Annotated in this window: 15 protein-coding genes and 1 pseudogene; 12 read left to right on the forward strand and 4 right to left on the reverse strand. The window is 64.3% G+C overall.

Going from position 1 to position 15074, the window contains the following annotated elements:
- Positions 1 to 148 (reverse strand): annotated as a pseudogene (locus WAO18_RS03740) (steroid 3-ketoacyl-CoA thiolase); the annotation flags it as partial.
- Positions 149 to 268: 120 nt separating this feature from the next.
- Here WAO18_RS03740 and WAO18_RS03745 point away from each other — a divergent pair.
- The 6 genes from WAO18_RS03745 to WAO18_RS03770 are packed head-to-tail and all read left to right on the forward strand — an operon-like array spanning position 269 to position 6202.
- A complete protein-coding gene (locus WAO18_RS03745; protein ID WP_422204006.1) occupies positions 269 to 1519 on the forward strand; it encodes a cytochrome P450 in 1251 nt (416 codons plus the stop codon).
- Complete coding sequence (locus WAO18_RS03750; RefSeq protein ID WP_422204008.1) at positions 1519 to 2538, forward strand: acyl-CoA dehydrogenase family protein; 1020 nt, start codon at positions 1519 to 1521, stop codon at positions 2536 to 2538. Before WAO18_RS03745 ends, WAO18_RS03750 begins: the two co-directional genes overlap by 1 nt.
- Entirely contained in the window at positions 2523 to 3686 is a 1164-nt protein-coding gene (gene fadE29 / locus WAO18_RS03755) for an acyl-CoA dehydrogenase FadE29 (RefSeq protein WP_422204009.1), read from the forward strand. The genes WAO18_RS03750 and fadE29 overlap by 16 nt, the downstream gene beginning before the upstream one ends.
- Positions 3683 to 4636, forward strand: a complete 954-nt coding sequence (locus WAO18_RS03760; protein WP_422204010.1) for a bifunctional MaoC family dehydratase N-terminal/OB-fold nucleic acid binding domain-containing protein — start codon at positions 3683 to 3685, stop codon at positions 4634 to 4636. Before fadE29 ends, WAO18_RS03760 begins: the two co-directional genes overlap by 4 nt.
- Positions 4633 to 5043 carry a MaoC family dehydratase gene (locus WAO18_RS03765; RefSeq protein WP_422204012.1) on the forward strand — a complete coding sequence of 137 codons (411 nt, stop codon included), beginning with the start codon at positions 4633 to 4635 and terminating at the stop codon, positions 5041 to 5043. The genes WAO18_RS03760 and WAO18_RS03765 overlap by 4 nt, the downstream gene beginning before the upstream one ends.
- Positions 5033 to 6202, forward strand: a complete 1170-nt coding sequence (locus tag WAO18_RS03770; protein ID WP_422204013.1) for a lipid-transfer protein — start codon at positions 5033 to 5035, stop codon at positions 6200 to 6202. The genes WAO18_RS03765 and WAO18_RS03770 overlap by 11 nt, the downstream gene beginning before the upstream one ends.
- A gap of 4 nt (positions 6203 to 6206) precedes the next feature.
- Here WAO18_RS03770 and WAO18_RS03775 read toward each other — a convergent pair whose 3' ends face one another.
- From WAO18_RS03775 to kstD, 3 genes are all read right to left on the reverse strand, one after another.
- On the reverse strand, positions 6207 to 7484 hold the full coding sequence (locus WAO18_RS03775; RefSeq protein WP_422204015.1) for a PE-PPE domain-containing protein: 1278 nt from the start codon (positions 7482 to 7484) through the stop codon (positions 6207 to 6209).
- A gap of 114 nt (positions 7485 to 7598) precedes the next feature.
- On the reverse strand, positions 7599 to 8459 hold the full coding sequence (locus WAO18_RS03780) for a MaoC/PaaZ C-terminal domain-containing protein (RefSeq protein WP_422204017.1): 861 nt from the start codon (positions 8457 to 8459) through the stop codon (positions 7599 to 7601).
- A gap of 1 nt (position 8460) precedes the next feature.
- Positions 8461 to 10197, reverse strand: a complete 1737-nt coding sequence (kstD, locus tag WAO18_RS03785; protein ID WP_422204019.1) for a 3-oxosteroid 1-dehydrogenase — start codon at positions 10195 to 10197, stop codon at positions 8461 to 8463.
- Between the two features lie 73 nt (positions 10198 to 10270).
- Here kstD and WAO18_RS03790 point away from each other — a divergent pair, with 73 nt between their 5' ends.
- The 6 genes from WAO18_RS03790 to WAO18_RS03815 all read left to right on the forward strand — a co-directional run.
- Positions 10271 to 11056 (forward strand): 2-keto-4-pentenoate hydratase, encoded by a 786-nt coding sequence (locus WAO18_RS03790; protein WP_422204020.1) that lies wholly within the window; start codon positions 10271 to 10273, stop codon positions 11054 to 11056.
- 10 nt (positions 11057 to 11066) lie between these two features.
- Entirely contained in the window at positions 11067 to 11987 is a 921-nt protein-coding gene (locus WAO18_RS03795) for an acetaldehyde dehydrogenase (acetylating) (RefSeq protein ID WP_422204021.1), read from the forward strand.
- Entirely contained in the window at positions 11984 to 13039 is a 1056-nt protein-coding gene (dmpG, locus tag WAO18_RS03800) for a 4-hydroxy-2-oxovalerate aldolase (RefSeq protein WP_422204023.1), read from the forward strand. Before WAO18_RS03795 ends, dmpG begins: the two co-directional genes overlap by 4 nt.
- A gap of 51 nt (positions 13040 to 13090) precedes the next feature.
- Positions 13091 to 13381 carry a hypothetical protein gene (locus WAO18_RS03805; protein ID WP_422204024.1) on the forward strand — a complete coding sequence of 97 codons (291 nt, stop codon included), beginning with the start codon at positions 13091 to 13093 and terminating at the stop codon, positions 13379 to 13381.
- A 77-nt stretch (positions 13382 to 13458) separates the two neighbouring features.
- Positions 13459 to 14598 carry a hypothetical protein gene (locus WAO18_RS03810; protein ID WP_422204026.1) on the forward strand — a complete coding sequence of 380 codons (1140 nt, stop codon included), beginning with the start codon at positions 13459 to 13461 and terminating at the stop codon, positions 14596 to 14598.
- Positions 14599 to 14600: 2 nt separating this feature from the next.
- Positions 14601 to 15074, forward strand: a 474-nt coding sequence (locus WAO18_RS03815) for an SDR family NAD(P)-dependent oxidoreductase (protein ID WP_422204027.1), incomplete at its 3' end; no start/stop codon positions are given.

The following is a 15074-nucleotide window of genomic DNA, read 5'->3' on the forward strand; positions in this document are numbered from 1 at the left end:
GTTCGACATCGCCGGCGTCGATGCCGGCCTTCTCCACGAGCGCCTTCTGCGTGGCGCCCAACAGCTCGGTGGCGTGCAGTCCTGACAACCACCCGGCACGTTTGCCGATCGGACTGCGGGTGGCTTCAACAATTACCGGGTTACCCATGAGGTCAGGCTAGAACACGTTTCATTACCCTGACAAGCGACGATGCTCCGACACCTTTTGGTCTGCGGCGAGAGCATGTTTTACTGGCACTAGAACACGTTGTAGTTCAGGAGAGAATCAATGGCACCCCCCAACATTCCCGCCGAGTTCGACTTCCTCGATCCGGACGTCAACCTGGCCGCACTTCCCGTGACAGAGCTCGCCCAGCTCCGCGAATCCGAGCCGATCCACTGGGTCGACGTGCCCGGCGGCACCGGAGGCTTCGAGGATCACGGCTACTGGATCCTCACCAGGCACGCCGACGTAAAGGAAGTGTCGCGCCGCAGCGACGTCTTCTCCAGTTGGCAGAACGGCGCGATCCCGACCTGGCCCAAGGAAATGACGCGCGAGAACGTCGAACTGCAGCGCAGCGTCATGCTCAACATGGACGCCCCGCACCACACCCGGTTGCGCAAGATCATCTCCCGGGGATTCACCCCCCGCGCGGTCGGTCGGCTGGAGGAAGAGCTCGCACAGCGCGCCCAGAACATCGCCAAGAACGCGGCCGCCGCGGGTAGTGGCGACTTCGTCGAGCAGGTGTCATGTGAGCTACCGCTGCAGGCCATCGCCGGCCTTTTGGGCGTGCCGCAGGACGACCGCGACAAGCTGTTCCGCTGGTCCAACGAGATGACCGGCGGCGAGGACCCCGAGTTCGCCGACGTCGATCCGGCGCAGTCGTCGATGGAACTGATCATGTACGCGATGGCGATGGCCGACGAGCGGGGCAAGAACCCGACCGACGACATCGTTACGACCTTGATCGAGGCCGACATCGACGGGGAGAAGCTGTCCGATGACGAGTTCGGCTTCTTCGTCATCATGCTGGCGGTGGCGGGCAACGAAACCACTCGCAACTCGATCACGCACGGAATGATCGCCTTCGCGAACAACCCGGATCAATGGGAGTTGTACAAGAAGGAACGCCCATCGACCACCGCCGACGAGATCGTCCGCTGGGCCACGCCGGTGTCGGCCTTCCAGCGCACCGCCAACGAGGATCTCGAGTTGGGCGGCGTCCAGATCAAGAAGGGCCAGCGGCTGGTGATGTCCTACCGCTCGGCCAATTTCGACGAAGAGGTGTTCGAGGATCCGCACTCGTTCAACATCCTGCGTGACCCGAACCCGCACGTGGGCTTCGGTGGCACCGGTGCGCACTACTGCATCGGCGCAAACCTGGCCCGGATGACCATCAACCTGATCTTCAACGCCGTCGCCGACCACATGCCAGACCTCAAGCCGATATCGGAACCCGAACGGCTGCGGTCGGGATGGCTCAACGGCATCAAGCACTGGCAGGTCGACTACTCCGGTAAAAGCGCGGTCGCCAACTGATGGATTTCACGCCAGATCCAGCGCAGCAAGCCGTCGCCGATGTGGTCACCTCGGTACTCGACCGGGACAACTCCTGGGAGGCACTGGTCGCCGGTGGCGTGACGGCGCTACCGGTGCCCGAACGGGCGGGCGGGGACGGTGTCGGGCTGCCGGAGATCGCGACGGCGCTGACCGAGATCGGTCGGCACGGCCTGATCAGTCCGGCACTGGCGACTCTCGGTTTTGCTGCGATTCCGTTGCTGGACTCGGCTTCCGATGATCAGCAGGATCGCTACCTCGGCGGCCTGGCCAAGGGATCGGTGCTCACCGCGGCGCTGAACGAGCCGGGCACGGCGTTGCCAGACCGGCCCGCCACGACGTTCGCGAACGGTCGGCTCTCAGGCACCAAAGTCGGTGTCGGGTATGCCGAAAACGCGGAGTGGATACTCGTCACCGCCGACAGCGCTGTCGTGGTGGTCTGGGCCAAGGCTGACGGTGTGCAGATCGCGAAGACGCCGACGTCCAGTGGGTCTGACGAATACGTGGTCACCTTCTCTGATGTCTCAGTGGCCGACGAGGACGTGCTGACCGGGGCGACGGCACATCGGGTGAATCAGCTAGCACTGGCCGCGCTCGGCGCCTACACCGCCGGACTGGTCGCCGGTGCACTGCGGCTGACCGCAGACTATGTCGCCCACCGCGAGCAGTTCGGCAAGCCGCTGTCCACCTTCCAGACTGTTGCCGCGCAACTCGCCGAGGTCTACATCGCTTCGCGGACCATCGATTTGGCGTCGATGTCGGTGATCTGGCGGCTGTCCGAAGGCCGCGACGCCGACCAGGATCTGGATGTGCTCGGCTATTGGATCACCTCGCAGGCACCGCCGGTGATGCAGACCTGTCACCACCTGCACGGCGGCATGGGGATGGACATCACCTACCCGATGCACCGGTACTACTCCACGATCAAGGACCTGACCCGTTTGTTGGGCGGGCCTTCCCACCGTCTCGACCTGGTTGGAGCGCAATGTTCATCGAACTGACTCCGGAACAACGTCAGCTGCAAGCCGAAATGCGGCAATACTTTTCCAACCTCATCTCGTCCGACGAGATGAAAGCGATGGAGAAGGACCGGCACAACGAGGCGTACCGCGCGGTGATCCGTCGGATGGGCCGGGACGGCAAGCTCGGCGTCGGATGGCCAAAAGAGTTCGGCGGCCTGGGTTTCGGCCCGATCGAGCAGTCGATCTTCGTCAACGAGGCCCATCGCGCCGATGTGCCGCTGCCCGCGGTGACCCTGCAAACCGTTGGTCCGGTGCTGCAGCAGTTCGGCAGCGATATGCAGAAGAAGAAGTTCCTGCCGTCGATCCTGGCCGGTGAAGTCCATTTCGCGATCGGCTACACCGAGCCCGAAGCCGGCACCGACCTGGCGTCGCTGCGCACCACGGCCATCCGCCACGGCGACGAGTACATCGTCAACGGTCAGAAGATCTTCACCACAGGTGCGCACGACGCCGACTACATCTGGCTGGCCTGCCGCACCGACCCAGAAGCCGTGAAGCACAAGGGTATTTCGATCCTGATCGTCGACACCAAGGATCCCGGGTACTCCTGGACGCCGATCATTCTGTCTGACGGCGCCCACCACACCAACGCCACGTACTACAACGACGTCCGGGTTCCCGCCGACATGTTGGTCGGCGAGGAGAACGGCGGATGGCGACTGATCACCACCCAGCTCAACAACGAACGGGTGATGTTGGGTCCGGCCGGCCGCACTGCGGGCATCTACGACCGGCTGCACGACTGGGCGTCAAAGCCGGGCGGCGACGGCGTCACTCCCATCGATCACCAAGACGTCAAGCGGGCGCTCGGTGAGATCTATTCCATGTGGCGGGTCAACGAACTACTCAACTGGCAGGTGGCTGCCGCGGGCGAGGACATCAACGTCGCCGATGCCGCATCGACAAAAGTCTTTGGCACCGAGAGCATTCAGTACATCGGCCGGCTGGCCGAGGAGATCGTCGGCAAGTATGGCAACCCGGCTGAGTCGGACACTGCCGAACTGCTGGACTGGCTCGACTCGCAAACCAAGCGCAATCTGGTGATTACCTTCGGTGGAGGCGTGAACGAAGTGATGCGCGAGATGATCGCGGCGTCCGGCCTCAAAGTGCCGAGGGTGCCCCGATGACGGATATCCACGAGGCGCTCGCGGAGATCAAGGCGGCCGGCGGCCCCAAGCCGCGCGCCGGCCGCGACCCGGTGAATCAGCCGATGGTCAACAGCTGGGTTGAAGCGATCGGCGACACCAACCCCATCTACACCGATGAGGATGCGGCCCGCGCCGTCGGCCACCCCGGAATTGTCGCTCCACCGGCCATGATTCAGGTGTGGACGATGTTCGGACTGAATAGCGAACGTCCGACCGACGATCCCATGGGCCCGATCATGAAGCTGATGGACGACAACGGCTATATCGGCGTGGTCGCGACGAACTGCGAGCAGACGTATCACCGCTACCTGCGACCCGGCGAGGAAGTCAGCATCGCCTCAGAGATGGGTGACGTCGTCGGCCCCAAGCAAACCGGCCTGGGCGAGGGCTGGTTCATCAACCAGCACATCGTGTGGCGGGTAGGCGACGAAGACGTTGCCGAAATGAACTGGCGGATACTCAAATTCAAGCCGCGCGAATCTCAGGACGCACCGACTGCGGTGCCCGGGGACCTGGACGCCAACGCGATGATGAGGCCGTCGGAATCCAAGGACACCAAGTTCTTCTGGGACGGCGTCAAGGCGCACGAGCTGCGGATCCAGAAGCGGCCCGATGGCAGCCTGCAGCACCCCCCGGTGCCGGCCATCTGGCAGGACAAAGACAAGGCAGCCGACTACGTCGTTGCCAGCGGTAAGGGCACAGTGTTCAGCTTCGTGGTGCACCACGCGCCGAAGGTGCCCGGTCGCACACTGCCTTTCGTCATCGCGCTCGTACAGTTGGAGGAGGGCGTGCGGATGCTCGGCGAGCTGCGGAACGTCGATCCGGCGACCGTTGAGGTTGGAATGCCGGTCAGGGCAACGTATATCGACTTCCCGGCAAACGACATCGGCCCGGCCTGGACGCTGTATGCGTGGGAGTCGGAGGCATGAGCACCCCGACGGTTGAGGTCGGCACGAAGCTGCCGGAGTTGTCGTTACACGGCGACCCGACGTTCATCATCTCGACGGCGATCGCCACCCGTGACTACCAGGACGTCCACCACGACCGGGACAAGGCGCAGGCCAAGGGATCCAAGGACATCTTCGTCAACATCCTCACCGACACCGGCCTGGTGCAGCGCTACATCACCGACTGGGCTGGCCCGTCGGCCTTGATCAAGTCGATCGGGCTGCGGCTGGGTGTGCCGTGGTACGCCTACGACACGGTGACGTTCAAGGGCGAGGTGACCGCGGTCGACGACGGGTTGATCACATTGAAAGTCGTTGGCAGCAACAGCCTTGGCGATCACGTCATTGCGAACGCGACATTGACCATCGGAGGTTCTGGTGGCCGGTGAACTCTCCGGTAAGGCGGCGATTGTCGGCATCGGCGCCACCGACTTCTCGAAGAACTCCGGGCGCAGCGAGCTCCGGCTGGCCGCCGAGGCTGTCATGGACGCGCTCGACGATGCCGGCCTGACACCGGGTGATGTCGACGGCATGGTCACCTTCACGATGGACTCGAACACTGAGGTCGCCATCGCCCGGGCCACCGGCATCGGAGACCTGAAGTTCTTCTCCAAGATCCACCACGGTGGCGGCGCGGCTTGCGCGACCATTCAGCAGGCGGCGATCGCAGTCGCCACTGGTGTCGCGGATTGCGTTGTGGCATACCGGGCTTTCAACGAACGCTCAGGCACGCGGTTCGGCCAGGTGCAGGCCCGCCTCTTCGAGAACGCCGATTCGACCGGCGTGGACAACTCGTTCTCCTATCCGCACGGTCTGTCCACACCCGCCGCGCAGGTGGCCATGATCGCGAAGCGCTACATGCATCTGTCCGGGGCGACCAGCCGCGACTTCGGCGCGATCTCGGTGGCCGATCGCAAGCACGCCGCCAAAAATCCCAAAGCGTATTTCTACGAAAAGCCGATAACGATTGAGGAGCACCAGAATTCACGGTGGATCGCCGAGCCACTGCGGCTGCTGGACTGCTGCCAGGAGACCGATGGCGCGGTGGCGCTTGTCGTCACGTCGCCGGAGCGGGCAAAGGATCTGAAGAACCGGCCGGCCATCATCGAGGCAGCGGCCCAGGGTGCCAGCCCGGACCAGTATTCGATGGTCAGCTACTACCGGCCGGAGCTCGATGGTCTGCCCGAGATGGGTCTGGTGGGCAAGCAGCTCTGGTCGCAATCCGGTCTGAAGCCGACGGATGTCCAGACCGCGATCCTCTACGACCACTTCACGCCGTTCACACTGATTCAGTTGGAAGAGTTGGGATTCTGCGGTTGGGGCGAGGCCAAGGACTTCATCGCCGACGGGGCCATCGAGATCGGTGGGCGACTGCCGATAAACACCCACGGCGGGCAACTCGGCGAGGCGTACATCCACGGGATGAACGGCATCGCTGAGGGAGTCCGCCAATTGCGGGGCACCTCGGTGAACCAGGTGCCCGATGTCGAGCATGTGCTGGTGACCGCCGGCACCGGTGTGCCGACCTCCGGCCTAATCCTGGGCTAAGTCGTTAGGACGTAACCAATCCGCCGAGGGTCCCGACGAGCCCGAGCAGGGGGTCCAGCAGCAGCTGCTGAATCCCGGTGTCGTTCAACAAAACCTGAATGCCTTGCGCTAGTGTCCCCTCCGTCTCCGCGAAGAGGGTGAAGGGGTCGAAGGCGTTGTTGAGCTCGGTGACCACGTGGTCGTACGGGACGCCGATGTTCGCCTCGGTCCACGCTTCTGCCGACGCGAAGAAGCTTTCGATTTCGGGAAAGTAGGGCAGTTGCGTGCCGAATAACTCCAAGGCGTTGTTAGCGCCCTGCACAAGGCCATTGGCGAATTCAAGGGTGAACGTCGCCGGGTCGACGGTGGGGATCAGTTCGGCCGGTGTGGGGTCGCCGAATGGGATGGATCGGTCGTAGCCCGCTTCGACGAGCACCTGCAGGGCGGGCTGAAAGATGTTGAGCACCGATTCGGGCACCCCGAGGCTGCGGAGCGGATCGAGTAGTGGCAGATCGGTGGTGGGGATGAAGTAGAACGTGGCGTCGCCGTCGATTTGTTTGACCAATTCGGTTGACCCGAGGACGTATTCACTGGCGTACGGTCCGGTCAGCGGTTCCGACAACTGCCAGAATGGGGGGATGTCTTTAGGCACCAGGCCCTCCCCGTAAGCGCCGTGCGCGTAATAGATGCCCAAGATGGCGTTCAGGTCGGCAATAGGGTTGATCGGAAACTGTGGGAAATCGGCGAAGAAGTCGTACTGGGTCGCGACGTCGATAGTTGGAATACCGGCATCGATCGGCTCCGCGCCGTTAAACTCGAACGCCGGTAGCCCCGGGATGAGCAGACCGGGGAATCGCTCAAAAAGACCACCGTCGGGTCGGTTCAGTGAACCCAGCAGCAGAAAAGTCGCGTCGGGTGGAGCCTGCCCAGACTGCATTAGTGCGATTTCCTCATCGACCGCGATCACCGCGCTCTGCGAATAACCTTCGACGAGGTACGGCGCTGTGTGTTGATCCATCGCGGCCTGAAGATCCGCCAGTCCCTCGGAAACCGAAGTGCTGGAGAATGATTCGGGAGTCGAGACCAGCACCGGCGTATAGCTACCACCGGTCGCCGGGTCGATGTAATCGGTGATGATGCCGTTTTGCCAGAACTCGCTGGGCGTCGGCATCGCCGTCCCGCCCATCATCAGCGCGATAAGTGAGTCATCCGCGTCGTCTGCGGTGGCGACCGGAGACATCAGCGCCATTGACGGCACTGCGGCACCGGCGAACAGTGCGACGATCAACGAGCGGCCTAGCACGGCGACTCCCAGAGTGAGTGAACGCTCAACTTTGACTGAGAATGTCTCAGATAACAAGACTTGACGCTGTGGAACGTCTACATCGCACGTGACGACGTCCGGCCTGATTCTGGGCTAAACCGGAACGAGCTCGACGCCGCTGAGTACGACGGCGTTCTCGCGGGCCGGCGCGGTGACCGTGGCCAGCAGGTGCCCGTCCTCTTTCCAGACCGCAGCCGTCAGTGTCTCGCCGGGATAGGCCACACCGGCAAACCGCGCGCCGTAGGAGCCGACGGCGCCGGCGTTGCCGTCGAGCAGCGCGTCGGTCAAGGCCTTGCAGGTCATGCCATAGGTGCACAGGCCATGCAGGATGGGCCGTGGAAACCCCGCAGCAGAGGCGAATCCGGGATCGGAATGCAGTGGGTTGCGATCGCCGCACAGCCGGTAGAGCAGCGCCTGCTGCGGCAGGATCGGAATGTCGAGTTCCAGGTCGGGCGCCCGCTCGGGTGCGGCCGCCGAGGTCGACGGCCCGCGCTCGCCGCCGAAACCGCCCTCGCCGCGGGCAAAGATCGAACGGCGCTGCGTCCACAGCAGCGTGCCGTCCGGCGCGGTCACCTGAGTTTCGGACCAGATGACCGCGGCTTTGCCCTTGTCCCAGATGTCGGTGAACCGGGTGACCGCCGTTCCCGAACCCGACGGTGGCAGCGGCGCGGGTACGGTGACCTGCTCGCTGGCGTGCAGGACCCTGCTCAGTTCGATGTCGATGCCGGGGAACTGCACGGTCGGCGGCTTGGTCATGTGGAAGCTGGCCGCGACGTTGCCGAACGTCGGTAGCACCTGCGGCGTGTCGTCGACCAGGTAGCGCAGCTCCTGTGCGTCCATCGGGTCGGCACCGGCACCCAGACCGAGGTGATAGAGCTGGATATCGCTACTGCTCCAAGCGAATTCGATCGGGTCCAGCTCAGCGGCCAGCGCGACCTCAGGGTTGATCGGCATGTCAGCGGTTTCCCTCTGTCCGGTTTCTCCTCTGGTCATTCTGACCCGCATCGTCGCCGGACGCTCCGGCGATGTGCAGGGCGGCCAGGTAGCCGAACGTCATGGCGGGGCCGATGGTGCCGCCCGGGCCCGGATAGGTGTGCCCCATCACGGGAGCGCTGACATTGCCCGCCGCGTACAAGCCGTCGATCACGCTGCCGTCGTCGCGTAGTGCGCGGCCGTTCACGTCAGTGCGGATACCACCCTTGGTGCCCAGGTCGCCCGGAACCATCTTGGCGGCGTAGTACGGCGGATGGCTGATCTCGCCGAGGTTCGGGTTCGGCTTGTTCGTCGGGTCGCCGTAGTAGCGGTCGTAGGCGCTTTCGCCGCGGTGATAGTCGGTGTCGACGCCCGAGCGCGCGAAGCCGTTGAAACGCTGGACCGTCGCGCTGAACTCGTCGACCGGCAAGCCGGCCTTGGCAGCCAGTTCTTCCAGCGTGTCCGCCTGAACAATCACGCCAGAATCCATCCACTTACGTGGAATACGTTGTCCTGGTTGCAATCCCGCGAAGATATACCGGTTGCGGTACTGCTGGTCGAACACCAGCCATGCCGGGATGTTCTCGCCCGGGCCCGGCCCCTGACCGTAGTCGCCGCCATACATGTGGTGGCAGGCTTCGACGTACGGCATGGATTCGTTCATGAATCGTTGGCCGGACATGTTGACGATGATCGAGCCGGGGGAGTTGCGCTCAGACAACGCGAACCACGGTGCGCCGACCAGGGGAACTGTCGGTCCCCACCAGGCGTCCTCCATGACGTCGAGTGCGGCGCCCAGCTTTTCGGCGGCGAGGATGCCGTCGCCGGTGTTGGCCTTGGCGCCGACCGTCCACTCGGTGGTGATCGGCGCGCGCTGGTACTTGACCCGCATCTGCTCGTTGTGCTCGAATCCGCCGCTGCCGAGAATGACTGCTTTTCTTGCCCGGATCAGCTGTGGCTCAGCGGTTTCCGACATCTTTGTGTCGCGAACGTAGACGCCGCGGACCACGCCGTCCTCGACATACAGATCGGTCAGCGCGGTGTTGAGCTGTACCGGGACGCCGGCCTTTTGAAGGCCGATCCGCAGTGGCGCGATCAGTGCGCGTCCCATGCCGACCAGGTTCTGACCGGTGGCTTTCGCCCACATGGTGCGCGCGCCGACTCTCAGACTGCGCAGCACCCCGCGCGGATGGCGCTTGAGCTGGTTCAAGCGCACGTAGTCCTGTTGCATCACAACGACGTTCAGCGGGACCTTGCCGTACGGCGGCTCCAGCCCGGGCAGATCGGGGCCGAGCTTTTTGGCGTTGAACGGCTTCGGCTCGATGGAACGGCCGCCGGCCCGACCGCCTGGGGCCTCGGGGTAGTAGTCGGCGTATTGCGGCACCCAGCACATCTTCAGCGGCGAGTGCTTCAGCACGAACGACAGCATCTCGGGACCACGCTCGAGGTAGGTGTCGATCCGCTGCGCTTCGACGACGTCGCCGATGATCCCGTGCAAATACGTGCGGGCCGCATCCGCCGTGTCCTTGACGCCGTCGCGCTTGAGGATTTCGTTGTTCGGAATCCACACACCGCCGCCCGAGCGTGCGGTGGAGCCGCCGTAATGGGCGGCCTTCTCGATGACTATTGTCGAAAGACCCCGGTGGGCGGCAGCAAGGGCAGCAACCATGCCGGCGCCGCCGCTTCCGACCACGACGACGTCGAACTCCTGAGCTGTCATGTAGAACACGTTATAGAATTGCCGGGGCCGGGCGCTACTGGCCCGGTCAAACGAGTGAGGGGACTTCGGCCAAATGATCTCGGTAGCCGCCCGCGACGAGTTGGCCGCCGACCTCGCGCAGGCCGAGCGGAGCCGCCAACCGATCACGCCGCTGACGGCTGGACACCCCGAGATCGACGTGGTCGACGCCTACGAAATACAGCTGATCAACATCCGGCAGCGGGTCGCCGAGGGCGCCCGGGTGGTCGGTCACAAGGTAGGCCTGTCGTCGCTGGCCATGCAGCAGATGATGGGCGTCGATGAGCCGGACTACGGGCACCTGCTCGACGAGATGCAGGTCTTCGAGGACATCCCGATGAAGGCGAGTAAGTATTTGTATCCGCGGGTGGAAGTCGAGGTCGGTTTCATCTTGGCCCACGACCTACCGGGTGCGAACTGCACCGAAGACGACGTGCTGGCCGCGACCGAAGCCTTCATGCCGTCCATCGAGCTGATCGACAGCAGGATCACCGACTGGAAGATCGCACTGTGCGACACCATCGCCGACAACGCGTCCTCTGCGGGCTTTGTGCTGGGCGATGCGCGGGTGGCACCCGCTGACATCGACATCAAGTCGATCGACGCGGTGCTGACCAACAACGGCGAGGTGGTGGCCGAGGGTCGCAGCGACGCGGTCCTGGGCAACCCGGTGACTGCGGTGGCGTGGCTGGCCCGCAAGGTGGAAAGCTTTGGGGTGCGGCTTCGGGCCGGCGACATCGTGTTGCCCGGTTCGTGTACCCGGGCCATCGACGCGCGCCCCGGCAGCAACTTCGTCGCCGATTTCGACGGCCTCGGGTCCGTCCGGTTGTCTTTCGAGTAAAGGAGCATCCATGCCGTCGAAGATGAGTGTGGCCATCGTCGGATCGGGCAACATCAGCACCGATCTTCTGTACAAGCTGCTGCGCTCGGAGTGGCTGGAACCGCGCTGGATGGTTGGCATCGATCCGGCGAGCGAAGGCTTGGCCCGAGCCCGCAAGCTGGGGCTGGAGACCACCCACGAAGGCGTCGACTGGCTACTGGCGCAGTCCGAGAAGCCCGACATGGTGTTCGAGGCGACCAGCGCCTACGTGCACCGGGACGCGGCGCCGAAATACGAGGCCGCCGGCATCCGGGCCATCGATCTGACGCCTGCCGCGGTCGGTCCGGCGGTGATCCCGCCGGCCAACCTGCGTGAGCACCTCGACGCACCGAACGTCAACATGATCACCTGCGGGGGCCAAGCGACGATCCCCATCGTCTACGCGGTCAGTCGCGTCGTCGAAGTGCCCTACGCGGAGATCGTCGCGTCGGTGTCCTCGTCGTCAGCCGGCCCGGGCACCCGGGCCAACATCGACGAGTTCACCAAGACCACGTCGCGTGGTGTGCAGACCATCGGCGGTGCCAACCGCGGCAAGGCGATCATCATCCTGAATCCGGCCGACCCGCCGATGATCATGCGCGACACCATCTTCTGCGCGATCCCGGAGGACGCCGACCGGGATGCGATCGCCCAGTCGATCCGCGACGTCGTCGCCGAGGTGCAGACGTACGTGCCGGGCTACCGGATGCTCAACGAGCCGCAGTTCGACGACCCGTCGGTGCACTCGGGTGGTCAGGCATTGGTCACCACGTTCGTCGAGGTCGAGGGCGCCGGTGATTACCTGCCGCCGTACGCGGGCAACCTCGACATCATGACCGCGGCGGCCACCAAGGTCGGCGAAGAAATCGCCAAGGAATCCCTGTCCGCGGCTGCGGGAGGAGCGAAGGCATGAGCGAGATCTTCTTCAACCCGATCTGGGACGTCCGGCTGACGGATACTTCCCTGCGGGACGGCTCGCACCACAAGCGTCACCAGTTCACCAAGGACGAGGTCGGCGCCATCGTGGCCGCGCTCGACAATGCGGGCGTACCGGTCATCGAGGTGACGCATGGCGACGGGCTCGGTGGGTCGAGCTTCAACTACGGGTTCTCCAAGACGCCCGAGCAAGAGCTGATCAAGCTCGCGGCCGAGACGGCCAAGGAAGCCAAGATCGCCTTCCTGATGCTGCCCGGCGTCGGCACCAAGGAGGACATCAAGGAGGCGCAGAACAACGGCGGCTCGATCTGCCGGATCGCCACGCACTGCACCGAGGCCGACGTCTCGATTCAGCACTTCGGGCTGGCCCGCGAGCTGGGCCTGGAAACCGTCGGATTCCTGATGATGTCGCACACCATCCCGCCGGAGAAGCTGGCCGCGCAGGCCCGCATCATGGCCGACGCCGGCTGCCAATGCGTCTACGTCGTCGACTCCGCGGGAGCGCTCGTGCTCGAGGGTGTGAGCGACCGGGTGGCTGCCCTGGTGGCCGAGCTCGGCGACGACGCCCAGGTGGGTTTCCACGGGCACGAGAACCTCGGGCTGGGGGTGGCCAACTCGGTGGAGGCCGTCCGGGCCGGTGCCAAGCAGATCGACGGCTCGTGCCGTCGGTTCGGGGCGGGTGCGGGCAACGCGCCGGTCGAGGCGCTGATCGGTGTGTTCGACAAGATCGGCGTCAAGACCGGGATCGACTTCTTCGACATCGCCGATGCCGCCGAAGAGGTGGTGGCCCCGGCCATGCCGGCCGAATGCCTGCTGGACCGCAACGCGCTGATCATGGGCTACTCGGGGGTGTACTCCAGCTTCCTCAAACACGCGGTCCGTCAGTCCGAGCGCTACGGCGTTCCGGCTCACCAGCTGCTGCACCGGGCCGGTCAGCGCAAGCTGATCGGCGGCCAGGAAGACCAGCTCATCGACATCGCGCTGGAAATCAAGCGCGAGCAGGAGAGCGGCGCCGCCGCCTCGAAATGATCTGAGCGCACGCACAGGTCAGGCAAAGGTGCGGCGAGTAACCTCACGCGCATGAGCACGACATCCACAACAGTCGGCCGCGGGATGCGCGGCCTCTTGGCCGGGGGGCTGCTCGCCGTCTCGGCCGCGACAATGATCGCGCTGCCGGTGGCGAGCGCGGCATGCGACCAGACCGTCGGTCAATCGATCGACTCGTATCTGAAGCGTCATCCGGACGTCAAGCAGCACCTGGCGTCACAGTCTCAGGCAGAGGGCGGCGGCTCCAACGTCCTCGACTACCTCAGTCGGCATCCGGACGTGCGCCAGCATCTGATCGACCTGTCGCAACAGTGCAGGAATTAGTGAACCTGCGTCGTTGGTGAAGCCCGCGGCAACGTTCGCTTGTTGACGAAAACTAGAACACGTTCTAGCGTCTAGGCGTGTCTGTCCCCGCCTTCTCCCAGCCGCTGATCGACGCCATCGCCGAGTCCGAGAAACTGGTGGCCGCCGCGCCCCATATCGAGACCGAAGCCGACCTGCTCGAGGGGCTGCAATATCTGGCCGGGTGTGTGGCCGCGTGCACGCACATGGTGTTCGACTACGACCGCGACCACCCAGTGCTGCTTTCCGGAACCGGGCCGTACACCAAGATGGGCCTGGACAACCCGGACACTCTCTACTTCGGCTGCCGGGTGCAACCCAACCACGACTACGTCGTCAAGGGTGTTCGCGGCAACACCACCGACCTGAGCTTCCAACTGCTCGGCGGCGAGTACACGGACGACAACGTGCCCGTCAGCCAAGCCGCGTTCGACGACCGCGAACTCGAGATTGGCGCGGACGGCAGCTTCGAGTGGCAGGTCCGGCCTAACAGCACAGGGCAATTGGTGATCCGCGAGGTCTACGGCGACTGGGCGGCTCAGCGAGGAACGCTTTCCATCTCGCGATCGGATACCGCCGGCACCGCGCCGCCGCCGCTGAGCCGCGCAACGATCGAAAAGCGTTACAGCGCAGCCGGAAAACAACTGGTCAACCGGATCAAGACCTGGCTGCAATTTCCGCAGTGGTTCTACCTGGACCTCCCCGTCAACACCATGGTCCCGCCGCGCCTGACGCCCGGTGGCTTGGCGACGCAGTACTCATCGGTCGGGCACTTCGAGCTGCGGCCCGACGAGGCTCTCGTCATCACGCTGCCGGTGACCGACGCGCCCTACCTCGGGTTCCAGCTGGGCAGCCTGTGGTACATCTCGCTGGACTACATCAACCATCAGACATCGCTGAACAACGCTCAGGCCCAAGCGGATCCGGACGGCAAGGTCCGGATCGTGGTTGCCGACCAGAACCCCGGCGTCACCAACTGGGTGGAGACCCTGGGTCACCGGCGCGGGTTCCTGCAGTTCCGCTGGCAGCGGGTGTCGCGTCAACTCATCGAAGCCGACGGACCTACCGTCGAGCTGGTCAATGTCGACGCGCTCCCGGGCGTTTTGCCGCACTACGAGCACAACAAGATCTCCGACAACGACTGGCGTACACGAATCGCGTTGCGCCAACAGCAAATTGCAGCCAGGATGCTGGGGTAATCATGACCGGAATGCTCGAAAAGAAGGTAATCGTGATCAGCGGCGTGGGCCCGGGCCTCGGCACCACGCTGGCGTACCGGTGCGCGAAAGACGGCGCCGACTTGGTGCTGGCGGCACGAACGGTCGAACGCTTGGAGGAACTCGCCACCAAGCTCAACGACGCCGGACACAAGACGCTGGCGGTGCGCGCGGACATCACCGATGATGACGATGTTGCTGCCCTCGTGGAGTCCACCACGGCGAACTTCGGCAAAGTCGACGTCCTGATCAACAACGCGTTCCGGGTGCCGTCGATGAAGCCGTTGGCGGGCACCAGTTTTCAGCACATCCGCGATGCGATCGAGCTCAGCGCGCTCGGTGCGTTGCGTTTGATCCAGGCCTTCACGCCGGCGCTGGAAGAGTCCAACGGCTCGATCGTCAACGTCAACTCCATGGTGCTGCGGCACTCGCAGGCGAAATACGGCGCCTACAAGATG

It is taken from the genome of Mycobacterium sp., assembly GCF_049278535.1.
Taxonomy (GTDB): Bacteria; Actinomycetota; Actinomycetes; order Mycobacteriales; family Mycobacteriaceae; genus Mycobacterium.